Annotated in this window: 18 protein-coding genes and 1 pseudogene; 6 read left to right on the top strand and 13 right to left on the bottom strand. The window is 71.3% G+C overall.

From position 1 onward, the window contains the following. Positions 1-157: 157 nt before the first annotated feature. Positions 158-2,266, bottom strand: a complete 2,109-nt coding sequence (gene glgX, locus ACWCPM_RS11245) for a glycogen debranching protein GlgX (protein ID WP_450975879.1) — start codon at positions 2,264-2,266, stop codon at positions 158-160. Positions 2,267-2,449: 183 nt separating this feature from the next. Here glgX and ACWCPM_RS11240 point away from each other — a divergent pair, with 183 nt between their 5' ends. The 4 genes and pseudogenes from ACWCPM_RS11240 to ACWCPM_RS11225 all read left to right on the top strand — a co-directional run bounded on the left by ACWCPM_RS11240 (position 2,450) and on the right by ACWCPM_RS11225 (position 6,887). Beyond that, a complete protein-coding gene (locus tag ACWCPM_RS11240; protein WP_450975878.1) occupies positions 2,450-3,271 on the top strand; it encodes a Tat pathway signal sequence domain protein in 822 nt (273 codons plus the stop codon). 108 nt (positions 3,272-3,379) lie between these two features. Next, positions 3,380-4,690: a copper amine oxidase gene (locus ACWCPM_RS11235; protein ID WP_450975877.1), complete on the top strand. Its 1,311-nt coding sequence runs from the start codon at positions 3,380-3,382 to the stop codon at positions 4,688-4,690. An 82-nt stretch (positions 4,691-4,772) separates the two neighbouring features. Continuing rightward, a pseudogene (locus ACWCPM_RS11230) lies at positions 4,773-6,040 on the top strand (SAV2148 family HEPN domain-containing protein). Between the two features lie 124 nt (positions 6,041-6,164). Then, positions 6,165-6,887, top strand: a complete 723-nt coding sequence (locus ACWCPM_RS11225) for an exonuclease domain-containing protein (RefSeq protein ID WP_450975876.1) — start codon at positions 6,165-6,167, stop codon at positions 6,885-6,887. A 34-nt stretch (positions 6,888-6,921) separates the two neighbouring features. On the opposite strand, the gene ACWCPM_RS11220 is transcribed toward ACWCPM_RS11225, so the two are convergent. Then, positions 6,922-7,785, bottom strand: coding sequence for a phosphotransferase enzyme family protein (locus tag ACWCPM_RS11220; protein WP_450975875.1), 864 nt, complete (start codon positions 7,783-7,785; stop codon positions 6,922-6,924). Between the two features lie 464 nt (positions 7,786-8,249). Here ACWCPM_RS11220 and mgt point away from each other — a divergent pair, with 464 nt between their 5' ends. Beyond that, positions 8,250-9,443 (top strand): macrolide-inactivating glycosyltransferase, encoded by a 1,194-nt coding sequence (gene mgt / locus ACWCPM_RS11215; protein WP_450975874.1) that lies wholly within the window; start codon positions 8,250-8,252, stop codon positions 9,441-9,443. A 79-nt stretch (positions 9,444-9,522) separates the two neighbouring features. On the opposite strand, the gene ACWCPM_RS11210 is transcribed toward mgt, so the two are convergent. Both ACWCPM_RS11210 and ACWCPM_RS11205 read right to left on the bottom strand, forming a co-directional pair. Next, on the bottom strand, positions 9,523-9,690 hold the full coding sequence (locus tag ACWCPM_RS11210; protein ID WP_450975873.1) for a hypothetical protein: 168 nt from the start codon (positions 9,688-9,690) through the stop codon (positions 9,523-9,525). Positions 9,691-9,900: 210 nt separating this feature from the next. Further along, positions 9,901-13,287, bottom strand: a complete 3,387-nt coding sequence (locus tag ACWCPM_RS11205; protein WP_450975872.1) for a S8 family peptidase — start codon at positions 13,285-13,287, stop codon at positions 9,901-9,903. A 261-nt stretch (positions 13,288-13,548) separates the two neighbouring features. On the opposite strand from ACWCPM_RS11205, the gene ACWCPM_RS11200 reads away from it, so the two are divergent. Continuing rightward, complete coding sequence (locus ACWCPM_RS11200; protein WP_450975871.1) at positions 13,549-14,103, top strand: DUF1697 domain-containing protein; 555 nt, start codon at positions 13,549-13,551, stop codon at positions 14,101-14,103. Between the two features lie 178 nt (positions 14,104-14,281). Here the strand turns inward: ACWCPM_RS11200 and ACWCPM_RS11195 are convergent, their stop codons facing one another. The 9 genes from ACWCPM_RS11195 to ACWCPM_RS11155 all read right to left on the bottom strand — a co-directional run bounded on the left by ACWCPM_RS11195 (position 14,282) and on the right by ACWCPM_RS11155 (position 21,828). Next, complete coding sequence (locus ACWCPM_RS11195; protein ID WP_450975870.1) at positions 14,282-15,022, bottom strand: sirohydrochlorin chelatase; 741 nt, start codon at positions 15,020-15,022, stop codon at positions 14,282-14,284. Positions 15,023-15,027: 5 nt separating this feature from the next. Continuing rightward, on the bottom strand, positions 15,028-15,921 hold the full coding sequence (locus tag ACWCPM_RS11190; protein ID WP_450975869.1) for an ABC transporter permease: 894 nt from the start codon (positions 15,919-15,921) through the stop codon (positions 15,028-15,030). Continuing rightward, complete coding sequence (locus ACWCPM_RS11185; RefSeq protein ID WP_450975868.1) at positions 15,908-16,696, bottom strand: ABC transporter ATP-binding protein; 789 nt, start codon at positions 16,694-16,696, stop codon at positions 15,908-15,910. The genes ACWCPM_RS11190 and ACWCPM_RS11185 overlap by 14 nt, the downstream gene beginning before the upstream one ends. Before the next feature lie 80 nt (positions 16,697-16,776). Beyond that, complete coding sequence (locus tag ACWCPM_RS11180; RefSeq protein ID WP_450975867.1) at positions 16,777-17,883, bottom strand: aliphatic sulfonate ABC transporter substrate-binding protein; 1,107 nt, start codon at positions 17,881-17,883, stop codon at positions 16,777-16,779. A 181-nt stretch (positions 17,884-18,064) separates the two neighbouring features. Beyond that, complete coding sequence (locus tag ACWCPM_RS11175; RefSeq protein ID WP_450975866.1) at positions 18,065-19,420, bottom strand: sulfate adenylyltransferase subunit 1; 1,356 nt, start codon at positions 19,418-19,420, stop codon at positions 18,065-18,067. A 2-nt stretch (positions 19,421-19,422) separates the two neighbouring features. Then, positions 19,423-20,358 carry a sulfate adenylyltransferase subunit CysD gene (gene cysD / locus ACWCPM_RS11170; RefSeq protein WP_450975865.1) on the bottom strand — a complete coding sequence of 312 codons (936 nt, stop codon included), beginning with the start codon at positions 20,356-20,358 and terminating at the stop codon, positions 19,423-19,425. Then, positions 20,355-20,927, bottom strand: a complete 573-nt coding sequence (gene cysC, locus ACWCPM_RS11165; RefSeq protein ID WP_450975864.1) for an adenylyl-sulfate kinase — start codon at positions 20,925-20,927, stop codon at positions 20,355-20,357. Before cysC ends, cysD begins: the two co-directional genes overlap by 4 nt. Next, a complete protein-coding gene (locus tag ACWCPM_RS11160) occupies positions 20,924-21,634 on the bottom strand; it encodes a phosphoadenylyl-sulfate reductase (protein WP_450975863.1) in 711 nt (236 codons plus the stop codon). Before ACWCPM_RS11160 ends, cysC begins: the two co-directional genes overlap by 4 nt. Further along, positions 21,631-21,828, bottom strand: coding sequence for a hypothetical protein (locus tag ACWCPM_RS11155; RefSeq protein WP_450975862.1), 198 nt, complete (start codon positions 21,826-21,828; stop codon positions 21,631-21,633). The genes ACWCPM_RS11160 and ACWCPM_RS11155 overlap by 4 nt, the downstream gene beginning before the upstream one ends.

The following is a 21,828-nucleotide window of genomic DNA, read 5'->3' as shown; positions in this document are numbered from 1 at the left end:
TCATCGCCCACCGCCCGTGCGCGCCATGGGAGTGACGGGCCGGGGTGGCGGGCACCGCCCCGCGGGGTCCCGGCGCGCGGGGTTCCGGCGCGCCCGGCGACGTGCGCCTGGCGCGCCGGGAGCACCCTCCACGCGCGCGTGCCGGACGGCCGTACGGCTAGGCGGGCCGCTGGAGCACCGTCAGGCTTCGGTCCGGCAGGGTGAGCCGGTCGCCGTCCGCCACCTTCGCGCCGGTGCCCGGGGGCACGCCCTCGGGCCGTGCGGTGTCGACCACGACCTGCCACTGCCGGCCGTGGTCGACCGGCACGACGAAGTCCAGCGCCCTGGGCGAGGCGTTGAACATCAGCAGGAACGAGTCGTCGGTGATGCGCTCCCCGCGCGGGCCGGGTTCGGAGATGGCGTTGCCGTTGAGGAACACCGTCAGCGCCGACGCCTGTGCCGACTCCCAGTCCCGCTGGGTCATCTCCCTGCCCTCGGGGGTGAACCAGGCGATGTCGGACAGCTCGTCATGGGTGCCCTCCACCAGCCGGCCGTGGAAGAAGCGCCGCCTGCGCAGCACCGGGTGGTTCCGGCGCAGCCACACCATCGCGCGGGTGAAGTCCAGCAGCTCGCTGCCGTCCTGCGGCCACTCGACCCAGGCCAGCTCGCTGTCCTGGCAGTAGGCGTTGTTGTTGCCCTGCTGGGTGCGCGCGAACTCGTCCCCGTGGCTGAGCATCGGCACGCCCTGGGACAGCATCAGGGTGGCGATGAAGTTGCGCATCTGCCGGCCGCGCAGCGCCAGGACGTCCGGGTCGTCGCTCTCGCCCTCCGTGCCGCAGTTCCAGGACCGGTTGTGGCTCTCGCCGTCGCGGTTGTCCTCGCCGTTGGCCTCGTTGTGCTTGTCGTCGTACGACACCATGTCGTGCAGCGTGAAGCCGTCGTGGCAGGTCACGAAGTTGATGGAGGCCAGCGGCCGGCGCCCGTCGTCCTGGTACAGGTCGGACGACCCGGTCAGCCGGGAGGCGAACTCCGCCAGGGTGCGGGGCTCGCCCCGCCACAGGTCCCGCACCGTGTCGCGGTACTTGCCGTTCCACTCCGTCCACAGCGGCGGGAAGTTCCCCACCTGGTAGCCGCCCTCGCCCACGTCCCACGGTTCGGCGATCAGCTTCACCTGGGAGACGACCGGGTCCTGCTGCACCAGGTCGAAGAACGACGACAGCCGGTCCACCTCGTGGAACTGCCGCGCGAGGGTGGCCGCGAGGTCGAAGCGGAAGCCGTCGACATGCATCTCGGTGACCCAGTACCGCAGCGAGTCCATGATCAGCTGGAGCACGTGCGGGGATCGCATGAGCAGCGAGTTCCCGGTGCCGGTGGTGTCCGTGTAGTACCGGGGGTCGTCCGCCAGGCGGTAGTACGACGGATTGTCCAGGCCCCGGAAGGACAGCGTCGGGCCGAGGTGGTTGCCCTCGGCGGTGTGGTTGTAGACGACGTCCAGGATCACCTCGATCCCGGCCTCGTGCAGTGCGCGCACCGCCGACTTGAACTCCAGGACCTGCTGGCCCCGGTCGCCCCAGGAGGCGTACGTGTTGTGCGGGGCGAAGAAGCCGATGGTGTTGTAGCCCCAGTAGTTGCTGAGGCCCATGTCCGCCAGACGGTGGTCGTTGACGAACTGGTGTACGGGCATCAGCTCCAGGGCCGTGACGCCGAGCCCGGTGAGGTGCTCCATGACCGCCGGATGGGCGAGCGCCGCGTAGGTGCCACGCAGTTCCTCCGGCAGCCCCGGGTGACGCATGGTCAGGCCCTTCACATGGGCCTCGTAGATCACCGTCTCGTGGTACTCGGTCCGGGGCGGCCGGTCGTCACCCCAGTCGAAGTACGGGTTCACCACGACGGACGTCATGGTGTGCGGCGCGGAGTCCAGGTCGTTGCGCTCGTCGGGGGAGCCGAACGGATAGCCGTACACCTCCTCGCCCCACGAGACCGATCCGCTGATCGCGCGCGCGTACGGATCGAGCAGCAGCTTCGCCGAGTTGCAGCGCAGCCCCCGCTCGGGGGCGTGCGGGCCGTGCACGCGGTAGCCGTACCGCTGCCCCGGCATGACGCCCGGCAGGTACGCGTGCCGTACGAACGCGTCGCTCTCCCGCAGTTCCACCGCCGTCTCCGAGCCGTCGTCCTGCAGCAGACACAGCTCTACTCGGTCCGCGGCCTCCGTGAAGACAGCGAAGTTGGTGCCGGCGCCGTCGTACGTGGCGCCGAGGGGATATGCCTCTCCAGGCCAGACCTGCATGGATACGACTCTTCCAGGTGTGCCGTGCCGGTGGGACCGCCTTGACCCCGAGTCTCCACGAAAGTGAGGGAACCACCTACGACTTGCTCCCCTCTTACCGGTCGACCAGTGCATACGGACGTATGCCGAACCAGTGGGGCAGACACTCACTCTCCTGGATATCAGGGGGAGTAGGGGGATTTCGTGCGCAACACAGTGCACCGCCATCTGGGCAAGGTGGTGGCCGGAGCCGCCATCGCGCTCGCCGGCACGGCAGTCATGGTGGGGATCACCCTGCCGGGCACGGCAGGCGCGGACGACACGGCCGGGGGAACGGCCGGCGGACGCGGGGACCGGCAGTCGGCCCAGGGCGCGGTCGACGGCCGGGCGGCCGTGGAGCCGGGCGTCGTCGAGCAGGCGCCGGCGCAGGGCGAGAAGGGCGTCGGCCGTGATCCGCTCACCGAGGACGAGATGAGGCGGGTCGAGCGGCTCGCGCTCAGCCGGCAGCCGGCAGGTTCCGGCGAGGCGGTCGACGGCGGACGCGGACCGCAGCGGCTCGGCGTCGAACTCGCCGAGCCGGAGGCCGGTGAGACGGGCGACGCGAAGGCGCCCCGGCGCGCCGAGGTCTCGTTCTACGACTACGCGGACGACACCCTCGTCACCCGGACCGTCAACCTCGACACCGGCAAGATCGAGCGGACCGCCAGGCAGCAGGGCGTCCAGCCGCCGCTCAGCCGCGACGAGGCCACCGAAGCGGCCAGGCTGCTCATCGCCGACCCGCTGGGCGCGGGCCTGAGGGCCGACCACAAGGACGCCACCGGCAAGGAGCTGACCTCGCCGGACCAGTTGCTCCTCAACAGCATGGTGTACCGGGCCACGCCGGGCGCCCAGCCCGCCGTGCTCGACCGGTGCGGTGAGCACCGCTGCGTACGCCTGTTCCCGAAGGTGAAGAACGGGCCGTGGATCGACGCCCGTCATCTGGTGGTCGACCTGAGCGCCCGCAAGGTGGGCGAGCTCCCCGACTGAGCCACCCGCGCGCGGGAGCGGTCCCGTCGCCGGCGTACCCCGGTCCACCCTGTCCACCGATCCTCCAGAAGGCTCCGCCGAGCCTTCCGCAAGGGAGTCGATTTCGTCATGCCCGTGATCAGCAACAGCCGTGCCCGCAAGCGGACGGCCCTGGCCCTCGCCGTGGCCGGGCTGGCCGCCGGTGCCACCACCGGGGCGGCTCCGGCCGTCGCCCAGCCCAAGGCCGCGCCGGCCCCGGCGGCCGACTGCAGCGCCGCGTACCGCATCGAGCAGAAGCTCTCCACCGGAACCACCTGGCGGATGTGCTGGCGCTACCACAAGGAGGCCGGTCTCGTCCTGGAGCACATCACCTACCAGCCGCCGGGCGAGGCCCGCCCGATCAAGGTGCTGGCCTCCGCCAAGCTGGGCCAGATCCATGTGCCCTACGACGACGGCAAGGCCGAGTACCAGGACCTCACCCAGGCCGGATTCGGCCGGGGGCTGAAGGACCTGGCGCCCGGCGAGTGCCCCGGCGGCACCATCAAGACCGTCCGGGTGCCCGAGGCATGGGACCCCTCCCACCAGAACGTCAAGGGCCTGTGCACCACCACCCGTTCGCGTGGTCACGCCTACCGTATGCAGGGCGCCACCGCGAGCAAGGTCTTCCAGAAGCAGGGCAAGGACCTGCTCGTCTACACCGTCAACCAGGTCGGCTGGTACGAGTACATCACCGAGTGGCGTTTCCAGGACGACGGCACGATCAACATGAACGTCGGCGCCACCGGTTCCCTCTCGCCCATGGACTACGACGCCGGCGACGGCCGCGGCTGGCCCATCGGCAAGGGCGCCAAGGCCTACGCGACCAGCCACAGCCACAACGTCTTCTGGCGGCTCAACTTCAACCTCGACGGCTCCACCAAGGGCAGGATCGAGCAGTACGACTCCAAGGTCAGCGCCCCCGCGGGCGGACTCCCGGCGCCCACCAACAAGACCACCCGCACGGCGATCACCAAGGAACTCGCGGGCGACGCCAAGAACATGCGCTGGTGGCGTGTGGTGAGCGCGACCGGCAAGAACAAGGACGGCCACGCGCGCTCGTACGAGATCGTGCCCGGCGCCAGTGCCAAGTACCCGGGCCGCGGTTACACCAAGCACGACGTGTACTTCACGGAGTACGACAAGTGCGAGCAGTTCGCCAGCGACAACCTGGGCGACTGCGGTGCCGGGCACGGCAATTCCGTCGACAAGTGGGTGGGCGGCCAGACCCTGAAGAACCCGGTGGTCTGGGTCAACGTCGGCTTCCACCATGTTGCGCGCGACGAGGACCAGCAGCCCATGCCGGTCCACTGGCAGGGCCTGTCCCTGGCCCCGCGCGACGTCACCGCTATGAATCCGCTCACGCCGTCCGAGCTCGCCGGTCAGAATGGACGGCCCGAGTAAGGAAGTTGGGGAACGAGCCTGCCCATCCGGCTGCACCGCCGACCGCTCCCGGAGTACCCTTCCTTGATCGTTGGGACGGGGAGTGCTCGGGGGAGCGGAAGGCGGTGGCGGGTGGGCTCGGGAGGGCTGGAGCTGCCCCCTGGTGACGAGGGTCACGAGGGAGGCTCCACAGAGGTCCCGCCCGGCACGGTGTCCCTGGCCAGACCGATGGAGACGCACTCGATCGGCCCGGAACTGGACTGGGGCGCCGAAGCCTGGCACGAGGTACGCACCCGCGCCCAGCGAGCCGGCCGCGCCTACATCTGGCTGAACCTCGTCGAGCAGCGGCTGCGGGCGGTCGTGGCCGCCGTGCTGCGTCCCATCTACGAACCCGTCCACGGGGACGAATGGGTGGTCGCCGCGGCCGGACCGGCCGGCCAGGAGTGGGTCCAGCGCGCGGTCGCCGTGCGCGAGGTCAGCCGCCGCAAGGGATATCTGCTCGACCCCGCCGACGACAACGTCCTCAGCTTCCTCACCCTGCCGCAGCTGCGCGAGCTGATGGTGCAGCACTGGCCGTGCTTCGAGCCGTACGTCGACGAACGCCGGGACGTCGAACTCGCGCTCGACGAGCTGGAGGTCACCCGGAACGTCGTCTCCCGCAACCGGGCGCTGTCCGAGGCCGTGCTCGGCCAGGCCGAGCGTGCCTCGGCGCGGCTGCTGGAGACCCTCGGCTCGGGAGGGGACGTGCCCTCGGCGCGCCGTCTGCCGGTCGACGCGGTCGAGGACCTGGTCGGCGACCGCTACTCCGACGTGGTCGCCGTGCACTCCGACCGGGTGCGGCTGATGCGCCAGTTCCCCGCCGAGGACATCTTCGGCCGGGCGCGCCGGCTCGACGCCGTCGGCATCGGCCTCAACCTGCTCGTGCAGAACTTCTCCGGGCGCCGTCTGGTGCGCCTGGCCGAGGGCGGCTGCCGAGTGCGGCTGCTGTTCCTCAACCCGGCCTCCAGCGCGGTGAAGCGGCGCGAGCGGGAACTGGGCATCAAGCGCGGCGAGCTGAGCCGGGCCGTGGAGATGAACATCCTCCACATGCGCCGGGTGCGCGCCCGGCTGCGGGACCCGGACGCCTTCGAGATCCAGGTCTACGACGAGACGCCCCGCTTCACCGCCTACCTCGTGGACGGCGACGGCTCGGACGGCATCGCGGTCGTGCAGTCCTATCTGCGCCGCACCCGGGGCATGGAGGCGCCGGTGCTGGTGCTGCGCAACGGCAACCGGGTGGTCACGTCGGGCGAGGTGGACGAGGGTGGACTCTTCGGTACGTATCGGGAGGAGTTCGAGGCGGCATGGGTGGATTCACGCCCTGTGTCCTGAATTGCCGTCACCTTCTCCGGTGTCACGCGGACCGGCCCGGCGGAACGCTGCCCTCTGATTGTCAGTGCCGCGTGCGATCGTGGAGATCACTGGGGGAAAGCACCACCAAGAAGGGGGGCCGCCCATGGGCTGGCACCGGGAGCTGCTGATCGGCTTCGACCTGGAGACCACCGGGACCGATCCGCGCCAGGCGCGCATCGTCACCGCTGCCGTGATCGAGGTCAGGGGCGGCCGGCCCCTGGGACGACGGGAATGGCTGGCGGACCCGGGGGTGGAGATCCCGGCGGACGCGGTGGCGGTGCACGGCATCAGCAACGAACGCGCGGTCGCCGAGGGCCGCCCGGCCGACCAGGTCGCGGACGCCGTCGCCGAGGTCCTCGCGGGCTACTGGAAGACGGGCGTCCCTGTCGTCGCCTACAACGCCGCCTTCGATCTCACCCTGCTCTCCGCGGAACTGCGGCGGTACGGCCTGCCGTCCCTGCGCGACCGCCTCGGCGGCCCGCACCCGGCTCCGGTCATCGACCCGTACACCATCGACCGCCAGGTCGACCGCTACCGTCGCGGCAAGCGCAACCTCGAAGCGGTCTGCACGGAGTACGGCGTCGTCCTCGACAGCGCCCACGACGCCTCCGCCGACGCCCTCGCCGCCGCCCGGCTGGCCTGCGCGATAGCCGACCGCCACCCCAAGATCGCGGCCCTCGGCCCGGCGGAGCTGCACCGCCGCCAGGTCGAGTGGTACGCCGAGTGGGCGGCGGACTTCCAGCAGTTCCTGCGCCGCAAGGGGGACGCCACGGCCGTGGTCGACGCGTTGTGGCCGCTGCGGGAGCCGGCCGACGAGCCGGTCTGAGCCCCGCCCCGGCGGCGGCCGTCCGGCCGTCCGCTCAGAACGGGTACCAGCGCACGGTCTCGTCGCCGTCCCGCAGGGACGCCACCCGGCGCCCGAACTCCGCCAGCGCCTTGGGATTGCTCGGCGCGTGCTGGGCCACCCAGGCACAACTGGCCGTCTCGCGCGCCCCGCGCAGCACCGCGCAGCCGTCCCACTCGCGCACGTCCCAACCGTAGGCCGCGGTGAACGAGTCGTACGCCTCGGCCGGCAGGCCGTAGCGGTCGCGGGAGAGGGCCATCACCACCAGGTCGTGCTCGCGCAGGTCGGCGGAGAAGGTCTCCAGATCGACCAGGACCGGCCCGTCCGGGCCGATGTGCACATTGCGGGGCAGGGCGTCTCCGTGGATCGGGCCCGGTGGCAACTGCGGCGTGAGGGCGGCCGAAGCGTGCGCGAACCCGTCGCGCCGCTCACGCAGATACGCCGCGTCGGCCGGGTCGATCGCGTCGCCGGCGAGGCGCAGCCAGCGTTCCACCCCGCCCAGCAGTTCGCGGGGCGGCAGGTCGAAGGAGGGGGAGGGCAGTGCGTGCACGACCCGCAGCAGTTCGGCCAGATCCCCGGGCTCGGCGGGCCGTACGGGAGCGGGCAGCCGGTGCCACACGGTCACCGGGTGCCCCTCGACGAGCAGAGCGGTGTCCCCGGCCGCCCGGACCGCGGGGACACCGGCCCGCGCCAGCCAGAGCGCGATGGTCAGCTCCCGGCGCGCCCGGTCCAGGAGTTCGGCGTCGCGGCCCACCTTCACGACCAGGTCGCCGGCGGCGAACACGGCGTTCTCGCCGAGGGCGAGGAGGTGCGCGTTCCGCGCCGGACCGGGCAGCACCCCCGCCGCGGTCAGTACGTCCCGCGCGCGTGCCTCGTCCATCGTCCGCCTCCGTGATCCGTCGCCGAGCCGTCGTCGATCCGTCGTGGATCGGTCGTCGCGGGGCCCGGGGGTCCGGGGTCCGGATCCCACGGCCGCGTTCCTGCCGTCCGTCGGCCAGTGTCGCATTCGCACTGGTCGGAGGGTGTGTGCGGGCCCTTGACCTTGATGCTGTCAACGCACTTCCCGGCGGGCCGGCTCAGCGGCCCGACCTCGCCGGGATCCCCAGGGCGCCGAGGTCGCCGACTTCCGGCAGGTCCGGCGAGCGGCCGCCGCGGCGCTCCGCGCTCGATTCCCTGCCCGCCGCGACTCGGGTGGCCGTGACCGTCGTGCTGTTGGTGACGCCGTTGGGGAACGCATGGCCCGCCGCCGCGCCTGGCCGCCATCGGCCGCGGTATCGGCGCTGAAGGGGTGTGGACCCCGGAAGGAGGTTGCACGAGACGTATCGTCTCGCTTAGGGTCGAGGCATGACGCACATCGCCATGTTCTCCATCGCCGCCCACGGCCACGTGAACCCGAGCCTGGAGGTGATCCGTGAACTCGTTGCGCGGGGACACCGGGTGACGTACGCGATCCCCCCGGCGTTCGCGGAGAAGGTCGCCGAGACCGGCGCCGAGGTGAGGCTCTGGAAGTCGACGCTGCCCGGCCCCGACGACGACCCGGCGGCGTGGGGCGAGACGCTGCTGGACAACGTCGAACCCTTCCTCGACGACGCGATCCAGGCCCTGCCGCAGCTGATCGAGGCGTACGAGGGCGACGAGCCGGATCTCGTGCTGCACGACATCACCTCGTACCCGGCGCGGGTGCTGGCCCATCGCTGGGGCGTCCCCGCCGTCTCCCTCTCGCCGAACCTCGTGGCCTGGGAGGGCTACGAGGAGGAGATCGCCGAGCCGATGTGGGAGGAGCCGAGGAGTACCGAGCGCGGCAAGGCCTACTACGCGCGCTTCCAGGCATGGCTGGAGGAGAACGGCCTGCCCCTGCACCCCGACCCTTTCGTGGGGCGGCCGGACCGGTCCCTCGTACTGATCCCCAAGGCGCTCCAGCCGAACGCCGACCGGGTCGACGAGACGGTGTACAGCTTCGTCGGCGCCTGCCAGGGCGACCGCGGCGCCGAGGGGGACTGGCAGCGGCCCGCCGACGCCGAGAAGGTGGTGCTCGTCTCGCTCGGCTCCGCGTTCACCAGGCAGCCCGCGTTCTACCGGGAGTGCGTGCCGGCGTTCGCCGGGCTGCCGGGCTGGCACGTGGTGCTCCAGATCGGTCGGCACGTCGACCCCCTTGAGGTGGGGGAGGTGCCGGCGAACGTCGAGGTGCGGTCCTGGGTCCCGCAGCTCGCGATCCTCAAGCAGGCCGACCTGTTCGTCACGCACGCGGGCGCGGGCGGCAGCCAGGAGGGCATGGCCACGGCCACGCCGATGATCGCGGTGCCGCAGGCGGTCGACCAGTTCGGCAACGCGGACATGCTCCAGGGCCTCGGCGTGGCCCGCCATGTGCCGGCCGAGGAGGCCACCGCCGAGACGCTCCGCGAGGCGGCCCTCGCGCTCCTCGGCGACCCGGAGGTAGCCCGCCGCCTGGCGGACCTCAAGACGGAGATGGCCGAGGAGGGCGGCACCCGCCGCGCGGCCGACCTGATCGAGGCCGAACTGGCGGCGGCCAAGGCATGAGTGAGGGCCTGTCGGTTCCCTGGGGAACCGACGGGCCTCCGCCCGCTCCGGCACGGCGGGTGCACGGTCCGGCGCAGGGTCAGACCCGCACCCGCTCGGCCTCCTTCTCCATCGCCGTGCCGCCCGCGACCGCGTCCGCCGACTCGTCGTGCGTCAGGTCCGGGAGACGGTCCCACCACCTCGGCAGATACCAGTTGCGCTCGGATTCGGACTCTGGGGAGTCGGGATGCTCTGCGACACCGTGCAAGGACGGACGGGCGCGAACGGCACCACCGTACGCCTGCGGACATGTGCCTGAACCCAGGCTTGACGTGTTCGGCCGGGGCACGGTCCGGCGTGCGGGCGGGAGTTCCCGGCGAGGGGATCAGCAGGTGTGCTCGAGTGCTGCCTGCAACTGCAGGCGCGTGAGCAGGGCCCGCCGGATGGTTTCCGGCGGGCCCTGTGCTGCTCACGGCGGCTACTTGAGGAGGTAGGCCTTGATGACGGTCTGCTTGAAGGAGTTGCCCGCGGCGTCCTTGACGTAGGTACGCAGCGAGACCGAGCCGCCCGAGGAGCGGTGCGGGTGGTGGACGGTCACGGTGCGCTTCTCACCGGAGCCCTTTACCTTGGCGGAGTGCCAGGTCTTGCCCTCGTCGTAGGAGACCTCGGTGGTGAAGGTGCGGATCGGCGACTCGGCGGCACCGAGCGCTCGCTGGATCAGGACCGGGATGTCGAGCGTGCGTCCGCCCTTGGCCCGGTTCCACTCGTCCAGCTCCGGTGACATGCGCACCGCGTACAGAGGCAGCGCCTGCCGACCCGTCGTGGTCTGCGACCGGAAGCGCCATTCCGCCCGCAGGTCCGTGGAGATGGTGGAGAGCGGAGTACGGTCGCGCTGCAACTCGATGTTCAGACGGTAGTCGGCGGGGGTGGCGTCCGCCGGTACCTCGGAGTAGCCCCGCCATTCCGAGACCAGTTCACCGTTGCGTCGCAGCTGCGCCCTGGGCCGTTCGGCGCTCGTCGTCCCGGCCACCAGGTCGAGGTTGCCGTTGGCGGAGTCCTGGATGGCGTACTGGATCGTGTTTCCTTCACGGAAGGCGTTCAGGCCCTCGGGCGCGAACCCCATGGCCTGCACTCCCTGGTTCCAGCGCTCCTCGACCGTTCCGGCCTTGTAGCGGTGCAGGGGGGTCATGAAGCTCTGCCCGTGACTCTCCGGCCTGGTGAAGAAGTTCTGCTCGAAGATGGACTGCCAGAGCAGGCTCTCGGACGTGGAGAAGTAGTCGACCCGCCGGCTCGGAACCGGAAGCCCGTCCATCCCATGGTTGAAGCGCAGGTTGTCGAGGTACATCCAGATGCTGCGGTACGCGGTGGTGCCCGGTGCGGTGGCGGCAAAGGTGGTGTTCACCGTGGCCAGTTCCGACTTGCGGGGGTGGTACGAGGGATCCGCCGGGATCGCCCCGCGTACCGGCCGGGTGAGGTAGTAGACCGACGAGGGCTGCGTGCCGCCCGTGGCGGGGTCACCCCAGATGGTGTTGATCAGGTAGGTGAACTTCGAGTCCTTGTAGTGCGCCGTCGGGGTCGCCCACAGGTTCTCGATGCGGTCGCCGCCGATCGCGTCGTTCATGGAGACGGAGAGCAGTTCGCCGTCCAGGCCGAGGGTGCCGACCTCGGCCGACATGATGCGGGCCGAGCGGCTCGGGGCCGAGACCGTGACGGGCTTCGCCTTCCGGGCGTCGATGGTGATGTCGCGGGCGGCGCTCATCATGATCTGAGGGGCTCCGACCGCGGTGCCCTCGGTGAACGCCGCGTCGAAGAAGAAGCCACTCACGGAGTAGGCCTTGTCGCTCGGCAGCCTGAGCGTGGTGCTGTCCTCGCCGAGCAGTTCCAGCTCGTAGGTCTTGTCGTCGGCCGAGCTGACAAGCAGGTAGGCGTAGTCGGGAGCCTTGCCCGAGCGGTCCTTCATGGTGATGTGCAGGTCGTGGGACGGCTGCTCGACGTCCATGCCGACCGGGGTGCGCACCGAGACCGACTTGTCCGCGGTGGAAGCGACGACCACACCGCTGTACCCCTTGTAGATCGTGGTGATCTCCGGAGTCGCGGTGAGGGTGACGTCCGCGGCGCCGTGCGCGGGCACGGTGACCTTGTCGGCGCTGAGGCGGAACAGGCCCTCCGGCGCAAGCTTCTTCGCCTCGTAGGACACGTTGAGTGACAGGTCGAGGGTGACGGGCTCGCTACCGGGGTTGCGGTAAGTGAGCGTCTTGCTCACCGGCGGCCGACCGCCGGCGGACCAGCGGATCTGCCCGAAGTCCAGTCCGGTGGGCTCGGCGGTGACCTGCTGGTCGATCGCCCGGGCGATATCGACGCGCCCGGAGCCCTGGTAGAAGGCGCCGCGCTCCTTGGCACCTGTCGTCGAGTGCATCAGCTGGCGCTTGACCTGCTCCGGGGTCCAGTCGGAGTGCTGCTGGAACAGGAGGGCGGCCGCGCCGGCGACGTGCGGGGTCGCCATCGAGGTGCCGGACATGCCGGTGTAGCCGTCTTCGGCGGTGGTGCCGCCCGCCCTGGCGGCGACGATGCCGACGCCGGGGGCGACGAGATCGGGCTTGAGGCCGAAGTCGCCCACCCGCGGGCCGATCGCGCTGAAGTTGGCGAGTTCGTCGTCGATCTGGCTGGCGCCGACGGCCAGCGCGCGGTCGGCGGAGGCAGGCGAGTTGACCTTGCCGGGCCCGTTGTTGCCGGCCGCGACCACGACCAGGACTCCGTGATCACGGGTGACGGCGTCGACCATGGCCTCCATGGCGTCGGTCCCCGGTGCGTCGACATCGCCCAGGCTGAGGTTGATCACCTTGGCGCCGTGCTGGGCGGCCCAGGCCATGCCCTCGATGATGTCGGAGTTGTCGCAGGAGCCGTCGCTGTTGCAGACCTTGCCCGACAGGATCTGCGCGCCGGGCGCGACGCCCTTGAACTGGCCGCCGGAGGCTGCGCCGGAACCGGCGACGGTCGAGGTCACATGGGTGCCGTGGCCGTGCAGATCGTCGGTGTTCGGCTCGTCGGTGAAGTTCTTGGACTCCGCGACAAGGCCCTTGAGGTCGGGGTGGTTCGGGTCGTATCCGGTGTCGAGCACCGCGACCTTGACGCCGTCGCCCTTGTAGCCCTTCGCCCATGCCTGGGGGGCGCCGATGTGCGGCACCGTCTGGTCGAGCCTGACCGTGGCGCGGCCGTCGAGCCAGACCCGGCGGATACCGGCACCCATGGTGGTGGCGCCCGCTTCGGCGGGGGCGATGCTCTCCCAGAACTCCGTGACGCCCTTGCTCTGCCCGCTGCGGGTCGCGAAGGAGGTACCGGGGATGGCGTCGATCTTGCCGGCCCCGGCCGAGGTGAGTCGGCGCTCGACCGCGTCCGCGTCACCCGCGTACTCGACGATCAGTGGCAGGCCCGGCCGATCCGCGTACTTCTCCTTGACGAGGGCCGAGACGTTGAACAGGGCCCTGTCGAGTCGGTCCGCCGCGAGCAGGGGAAGCGCGTCGACGGGTATGACCGTCCAGTCGCCACCGTCCTGACGCTTGACGAACGTGATGTGCTCGCGGCCTTCGGCAGGCTTCACCGAGACGCTCTGCCGACCCGTCGGGTCCGTCTCCACGGTGACGCGGTCGCCTGTGACCAAGGTGATGTGGTGCCGCTCGGATCGGGGGGCCTCGGCCGTCTTGCCCCGCGCGGCGGAGTCGGCCCGCTCCGTGTGCCGGTCGGCGTCGTCAGCGGCACCGGGGGTGGCGGTCAGACCTGCCAGCAGCGCTGCGAGTGCAGCCGCCGCCACATACTGCGGCCGGGGTCTGCGGACTCGCGGCCGCCACCCGTTGTTCATCTCTCTCATGGAGAGACAGCGTGGCGTGGCAGAGGGCGCAGGTCAGCACTTCCCACTGGCTAATGGGCGACAAGTCACCTATGCGCCACGGTCGTCTCCCCACATGCACCCAGCCTGGGCGGTGAGCCTGACGCCCGCATCCGGTTCCGGGGGCCGCCGGTGGTCGCGTCCAGGGAAGTGGTGTACGGGTTCGACCTGTATCCGGTGGTTTGCTCCGGCATCGGGACGGGGCCCGCACAGAGGAACGGCCACCATGCTTAGGGTGGACCGGTGACGACGTATGCGGCGCTGCTGCGCGGAATCAACGTGGGCGGCAGCAAGAAGGTGCCGATGGCCGAGCTGCGCGCCCTGATGGAGGGTCTCGGCCACGACGGCGTGCGGACGTATCTCCAGAGCGGCCAGGCCGTGTTCACCGCCGGCCGTGGCGACGAGGAGTCCCTGGCGGCGGGGATCGCGCGGGCGATCGAGGAGCGCTTCGGCTTCGCGGTGGACGTCATCGTGCGCGATCACGCCTATCTCAGGGCGGTCGCCGACGACTGCCCGTTCCCGGCCGCCGAGCTGGAGGCCAAGCAGCTCCACGCCACCTACTTCTCCGCGCCGGTCGACGCCGCGCGCCTCGACGGGATCGACCGGGCGGCCTTCCTCCCCGAGGAGTTCCGGATCGGCGACCGCGTCCTGTACCTGTACGCGCCGAACGGTCTCGGCCGCTCCAAGCTCGCCGAGCACCTGGCGAAGCCCCGCCTGAACAAGGGCGTCATCGCCACGACCAGGAACTGGAACACCGTCGTCAAACTGGTGGAACTCACCGCGCCGACGGCCGGATGACCTTCCGGACGAGCCCCCGCCCGAGGTCCCCGAGCAGGCGAAGTGGCGCCTGAGAACGCCCGATGACCGGACCGCGCGGCACCGGGCCGCCGAACGGCGTTCATCGCTGCCCCGGACCCGCACCGGAACTCAGTTCCGGCTCGCGCAGCCGCGCCACCGGGGCAGGGGGCGGGCGCCCTCACGCCCCGACGGCCGCTGGCATCGGCATCCGCGCCCCGTCGTACCGCTCCAGCAGCACCCGGGCCACCTCCGGTGCCGGACCCAGCACACCGGCCAGGACGTCCGCCTCGGCGGCGCCGCGCGCGATGCGGTCCGGCAGGAAGCCGGGTGCCAGCACGTACGGGGCGACGGCGACGCGCTCGCAGCCGAGGTTGCGCAGTTCACCGATCGCGGCCTCGGTGCGCGGGAGGGAAGCGGAGGCGAACGCGGGCCGCACGGCGTACCAGCCGGTTCGCCGCCACTCCCGCGCGATCTCCGCGATCACCGCGAGCGCCTCCGGGTCGGTGGACCCCGCCGAGGCCAGCACGACGCCGGTCGAGGACTTGTCGGCCGGCGTCAGCCCCGCCTCGTACAGCCGCCGCTCCAGCGCGGTCAGCAGCAGGGGGGAGGGCCCGAGCACCTCCGCCTGGCGGATCCGCAGCCGCCGGGGCGCCTCTCGCAGCACCGCCGGGATGTCCGCCTTCGCGTGGAAGGCACGTGTCAGCAACAGCGGAAGCGCCACGACCTCGCGTACGCCCTCCGCGGCCAGGGACTCCAGCACCCCCCGCACGGACGGGATGTCGAAGTCCAGGAAACCGGTCTCCACCCGCAGGCCCGGCCGCATCCACCGCACCCGCCGGACCAGGGCGTGCACGGTCGCGGCGTGCCGCGGGTCGCGGCTGCCGTGGGCGATGACGAGAAGGACCGGTTCATGGCGCATGGGGATCAGCCCTTCACCAGCAGGCCGCGGCCGCGCAGCACCCGCCGCTCCAGCGGACTGAAGAGCAGCAGGTCGACGGCGATGCCGACGAGCAGGATGAGCAGGATGGCGAGGAAGACCATGGACATGGAACTGGTGTTGCGGCCGTTCTCCAGCAACTGGCCGAGGCCCACGCCCAGATCGGGGGAGGAGGCGATGATCTCGGCGGCCATCAGCGACCGCCAGGAGAAGGCCCAGCCCTGCTTGAGGCCGGCCAGGTAGCCGGGCAGCGCGGCCGGCATCACGATGTGCCAGGTGCCCTTCAGGCCGGTCGCGCCGAGCGTGCGGCCCGCCCGCAGGAAGAGCGGCGGCACCTGGTCCACGCCCGAGACGAGGCCGTTGGCGATGGAGGGGACGGCGCCGAGCAGGATCACGGCGTACATCATCGAGTTGTTCAGACCGAGCCAGATGACGGCCGGCGGCACCCAGGCCACCGACGGCAGCGACTGCAGCCCGGACAGGATCGGGCCGATCGCGGCGCGGACGAACCGCACCCGGGCCACCAGCAGGCCCAGCGGGGTGCCGATGGCCAGTGCCATCAGGAAGCCCAGAAGACCGCGCGAGGCACTGGTCCAGATGTAGTCCAGCAGCGTGCCCTGGAGCCAGGCCGTGCGCACCTCGCCCCACACGTCGGAGGGCGAGGGCAGCTTGCTCGGGTCGTCGACGACACCGAAGCCGACCAGCGCCTGCCACACCGCCAGCACCAGCAGCACGGCGCTGACCGGCGGCACGATCTTCCGCGTGAACGTCGTGCGCAGCGGCGTACGGCCGGTCTGCACCGTGTCCAGCGCGTCCAGGCCCGCCCCCAGGCCGGCCAGGTCGTTGCCGTCCTTGACGGCGGACGTCTCAGTGCTGGCCATGTCGGCGGATCTCCCCACGCAGTTCCTCGGTGATCTCACGGGACAGTTCCGCCACGGCGGCGTCCTCGATGCGGCGCGGCTGGGGGATGTCGACCCTCCACTCGCGCGCGATCCGTCCCGGACGTGACGACAGCAGCACGACGCGCTGCGCGAGCCGCGCCGCCTCGCGCACGTTGTGCGTCACGAAGAGCACGGACAGCCGTGTCTCCTTCCAGATCCGGGTCAGCTCGTCGTGCAGCACGTCACGGGTGATCGCGTCGAGCGCGGCGAACGGCTCGTCCATCAGCAGCAGGTTGCTGTCCTGCGCGAGAGCGCGGGCCAGCGCGACCCGCTGGCGCATCCCGCCGGACAGCTCGTGCACCCGCTTCCCGTACGCCCCTTGGAGCCGGACCAGCTCCAGCAGCTCCTCCGCGCGGCCGCGCCGGTCGGGCTTCGGCACACCGCGCAGCTTCAGGGCGAGCTCGATGTTCTTGCCCGCGGTCAGCCAGGGGAAGAGGGCGTGCTCCTGGAACATCAGCGCCGGGCGGCCGTCGGTCGTGATCGCGCCGGCCGAGGGCTCGTCGAGCCCCGCCACGAGGTTCAGCAGCGTGGACTTGCCGCAGCCCGACGCTCCCAGGAGGGTGACGAACTCGCCCGGCGCCACATCGAGCGTGATGTCGTCGAGGACGAGCTGGGGCCCGGCGGGGCCGGCGAAGGACTTCGAGACATGCTCGATGCGCGCGGCGTGCTCCACCGACGTACCGGCGTCGGCGGCCTTGGCGAAGGTCGTGGCCATGGTCGTCACCTCCTGGGAACTGGTCAGGGACTGGTGGAGCGGCGGACTTACGGAGCGGTGGACTTGTGGAGCGGCTGGACTTATGGAGCGGTGCCGAGACCCGCGTCGGTGACGGTGGCCTCGCCCTCGGCGGCGAGGATCTTGTTCAGCGGCGTGAGGTCGTAGATGCCCTTGAGGTCGGGCCGCTCCAGCAGTCCGGCCTGCACCGCGTGCCGTGCCTGGACGTCGAGCGTGGTGGCGAGGGGGTCGTCGGTGACGCGGATCGACCGCCACGCCGGGTCCAGCACCTCGGGGGGCAGCGGCTTTCCGGTGTCCGCCCGGAGCTGCTCGTTCGCCGCCGCCTTCGCCCTGCCGGGGTCGGCGTCGATCCACTCGTTGGTGCGGACGGACGCCCGCAGCACCGCCTCGACCGCCTTCGGATGCTCCTTCAGAAAGCTCTGCGACACGATGACGTTGGTGATGACGAACTTCTTCTCCGGCCACAGGTCGGACTCGTCGAGCAGGACCTTGCCGCCCTCGGCGACCAGCTTCGACGCGGTCGGCTCGGGCACCCAGGCGCCGTCGACGGACCCCGACCGGTAGGCGTCCGGGACCACCTTGTTGTCGGTGCGGACGACGGAGACGTCGCCCTCGCCGCTCTGCGCGTCGACCTTCCAGCCCCGCTCGGAGATCCAGTTCAGGAACGCCACGTCCTGCGTGTTGCCGAGTTGCGGGGTGGCGATCCGCTTGCCCTTGACGTCCTGGAGGGACTTGATCTTCCTGGGGTCGACCACGAGCTTGACCCCGCCCGACGCCGAGCCCGAGATGATCCGCAGGTTCCTGCCGCCCGACGTGACGTAGCCGTTGATCGCCGGGGACGGGCCGATCCAGCCGATGTCGATCGAGCCGGAGTTCAGGGCCTCGATCTCGGAGGGCCCGGCGTTGAAGGTGGCGTACTCGGCCCTGGTGGCGCCGAGTTCCTTCTGGAAGAAGCCCTGCTGCCTGCCTACCAGGGCGGTCGCGTGCGTGAGGTTGCCGAAGTAGCCGATCCGGACGGAGTCCAGACCGTCGGTCCTCTTCGCCCCGGCGGCGACCTGGACGGTGTCGTCGTCCTTGGCCTGGGAGCCGTAGCCGCAGGCGGCGAGCGCGAGCAACGGCAGCGCGGCCATCGCCACGAGAGTGCGGCGCAGGGCGGTGGTGGCAGGCACGGGAGGTGTTCCTCTCGATGGCCCGGCGGTCACGACGCCTCAGGTCGTGGCCGGGAGGTCGACGGGTTTCCGGCGGCGCCCGCGGGGCGCGTACGTCAGCGCGCGCATCGCGGGCCTCCCGCACATCGCGCCACTTTGCCCTGCCCTCCGCCGCGCTCCGTCCGGTGGGTCGGTCGCATCGTCAGAAGTCCCATCCGTCGTCCCCGGCGTCGTCCCGGACCGGCTCCGGCGAGGCGAACGACTCGCCGACCATGCCCGCGGTGAGCGTGGTGCCGTCGCCGGGGTCGATCAGGATGAACGATCCGGTGCGCCGCGAGTCGGCGTAGGAGTCGACCGGCAGCGGCTCGGCGGTGCGGACCTTCACCCGGCCGATGTCGTTGGCGGCGAGCTGCCCCGGGTGCGGGTGCAGGGACAGGTCGTCCAGGGTGAGGCGGGACGGGATGTCCTTGACGAGCGCCTTGACCGTCCGCGTGCCGTGCTTGAGCAGCACCCGGTGGCCGACGGTCAGCGGCTGGTCGGCCACGTGGCAGACGGTCGCCTCGATGTCCTGCGTGGTGGGCGGCGCGTCCTTGCTGGGCACGATCAGGTCGCCGCGCGAGATGTCGATGTCGTCCTCCAGCAGGAGGGTCACCGACTGCGCGGTCCAGGCGACGTCGACCGGTTCGCCGAGGAGGTCGATGCCGGAGATCTTCGTGGCCCGGCCGGACGGCAGGACGGTGATCTGCTCGCCGACGCGGAAGGTGCCCGCCGCGATCTGCCCCGCGTAGCCCCGGTAGTCCGGGTGCTCCGCGGTCTGCGGCCGGATCACGAACTGCACCGGCAGGCGCGCGTGGCAGTGCGCCAGGTCGTGGCTGACCGGGACGGTCTCCAGGTGCTCCAGGACGGTCGGCCCGCCGTACCAGTCCATGCGCGCGGACGGTTCCACGACGTTGTCGCCGTTCAGCGCGGAGATCGGGATCGCGGTGACCTCGGGGACGCCGAGCTCCGTCGCGTACGCCGTGAACTCCTCGGCGATCGCGCCGAAGACGTCCTCCGCGTAGCCGGCCAGGTCCATCTTGTTGACGGCGAGGACGACGTGCGGGACGCGCAGCAGGGCGGCGATGGCGGCGTGCCGGCGGGTCTGCTCGACGACACCGTTGCGCGCGTCGACCAGGATGACCGTCAGCTCGGCGGTGGAGGCACCGGTGACCATGTTCCGCGTGTACTGCACATGCCCCGGCGTGTCCGCGAGGATGAACCGGCGGCGCGGGGTGGCGAAGTAGCGGTACGCCACGTCGATGGTGATGCCCTGCTCGCGCTCGGCGCGCAGCCCGTCCGTCAGCAGCGCGAGGTCCGGGCCGTCCTGGCCGCGGCTCGCCGAGGCGCGCGCCACCGCCTCCAGCTGGTCGGTGAGGACCGACTTGGAGTCGTGCAGCAGCCGGCCGACCAGCGTGGACTTGCCGTCGTCGACCGAGCCGGCGGTGGCGAACCGCAGCAGGGTGGTCGCCGACAACTGCTCGACCGACAGCGTCTCGGTGGGTTCGGTGGTGCTCGTCATGGCTAGAAGTACCCCTCGCGCTTGCGGTCTTCCATCGCGGCCTCGGAGAGCTTGTCGTCGGCCCGGGTGGCGCCCCGTTCGGTCAGCCGGGACGCGGCGATCTCGGTGATCACCTGCTCCAGGGTCCGGGCGCCGGAGTCGACCGCGCCCGTGCAGGACATGTCGCCGACCGTGCGGTAGCGGACCTGGCGCTTCTCGACGCTCTCGCCTTCCTTGGGGCCGCCCCACTCGCCGGCGGTCAGCCACATGCCGGCGCGCCTGAACACCTCGCGCTCATGGGCGAAGTAGATCTCGGGCAGCTCGATGCCCTCGCGGGCGATGTACTGCCAGACGTCCAGCTCGGTCCAGTTGGAGAGCGGGAAGACCCGGACGTGCTCGCCGGGGGCGTGGCGGCCGTTGTACAGGTTCCACAGCTCGGGCCGCTGCCTGCGCGGGTCCCACTGGGAGAACTCGTCCCGCAGCGAGAACACCCGCTCCTTGGCCCGGGCCTTCTCCTCGTCGCGCCGGCCGCCGCCGAACACCGCGTCGAAGCGCTCGGCCTGGATCTTCTCCGTGAGCGGCAGCGTCTGGAGCGGGTTGCGGGTCCCGTCGGGGCGCTCCTTGAGCACACCGCGGTCGATGTAGTCCTGCACGGACGCGACATGCAGCCGCAGGCCGTACCGGGCCACCGTGCGGTCGCGGTAGTCGAGGACCTCGGGGAAGTTGTGCCCGGTGTCGACGTGCAGCAGGGAGAAGGGGACCGGGCCCGGCGCGAAGGCCTTCAGCGCCAGACGCAGCATGACGATGGAGTCCTTGCCGCCGGAGAAGAGGATCACCGGCCGTTCGAACTCGCCCGCCACCTCGCGGAAGATGTGCACCGCCTCGGACTCCAGCGCGTCCAGGTGCGAGAGCGCGTACGGGGTCTCCGCCTCCTCGGTCACGGGTGCGACGGTCGTCATGCCAGTCCCCTCTCGGTCAGCAGGGCGTACACCGACGCGGCGGACTCCTGCACGGTCTGGTGCTGCGACTCGATGCGCAGGTCGGGCGAGGCGGGCTCCTCGTAGGGGTCGTCCACCCCGGTCAGTCCCGTCAGCTCGCCCGCGGCCTGCTTGGCGTACAGCCCCTTCACATCGCGCACGGAGCACACCTCGACCGGGGTCGCCACATGCACCTCGATATAGGCGGTGCCGTGCGTCTGGTGCCGCTTGCGTACGGCCTCGCGGCTGTCGGTGTACGGCGCGATCACCGGGACGAGCGCCTTCACGCCGTTGCGGGCGAGGAGTTCGGCGACGTAACCGATGCGCTGGACGTTGGTGTGCCGGTCCTCGCGGCCGAAGCCGAGGCCCGCCGAGAGGAACTCGCGGATCTCGTCGCCGTCGAGCACCTCCACGAGGTGGCCCTCCTCGCGCAGCCGGCCGGCCAGCTCGTACGCGATCGTGGTCTTGCCGGCGCTCGGCAGCCCCGTGAGCCAGAGGGTGGCTCCGCTCGTCACGTGCGTCTCCTGGGGGGTCGGTGGGGTGGTCGTCATCCGTGCAGCCCGCACTCGGTCTTGGAGCGCCCGGCCCAGCGGCCGGCGCGCGCGTCCTCGCCCTCCAGCACACGGCGGGTGCACGGGGCGCAGCCCACGGAGGCGTAGCCGTCCGTCAGCAGCGGGTTGGTGAGCACGCCGTGCTCGGCGACGTAGGCGTCCACGTCGTCCTGGGTCCAGCGGGCGATCGGCGAGATCTTGACCTTCCGGCGCTTCTCGTCCCACGCGACGACGGGGGTCCCGGCCCGGGTCGGGGACTCGTCGCGGCGCAGACCGGTCGCCCAGGCCGCGTAGTGCGTGAGCCCCTGCTCCAGCGGCTGGACCTTGCGCAGGAAGCAGCACAGGTCGGGGTCGCGGTCGTGCAGTCTCGGGCCGTGCTCGGCGTCCTGCTCGGCGACCGTCCGCTCCGGGGTGAGGGTGATGACGTTGACGTCCATCACCGCCTCGACGGCGTCCCGGGTGCCGATGGTCTCCTCGAAGTGGTAGCCGGTGTCCAGGAAGACGACGTCGACACCGGGCATGACGCGGGACGCGAGGTGGGCGACCACCGCGTCCTCCATGGAGGACGTCACGCAGAACCGCTCGCCGAAGGTCTGCGCCGCCCACCGGAGGATCTCCGTCGCGGACGCGTCCTCCAGTTCGCGGCCCGCCCGCTCGGCGAGCGCCCTCAACTCCCCAGTGTCACGCGTCTCTTGAGTCCTCGTCATATCTCATCCCCTCCCCTCGCGGTGTCCTGTCCCTTCGTGTCCTGCTGGAGCCCACGGGACAGCAGCCCGAGGAACTTCAGCTGGAAGGCGCGGTTGCACGCCGCGCACTCCCAGGCGCCGTGTCCCTGCTCGCTCGGACGCAGGTCCTCGTCGCCGCAGTAGGGGCAGTAGAAAGGTGCGGCACGCTCACTCAT

The organism is Streptomyces sp. NPDC002309, from assembly GCF_053593375.1.
This window is presented reverse-complemented; position numbering and strand designations above follow the sequence as displayed.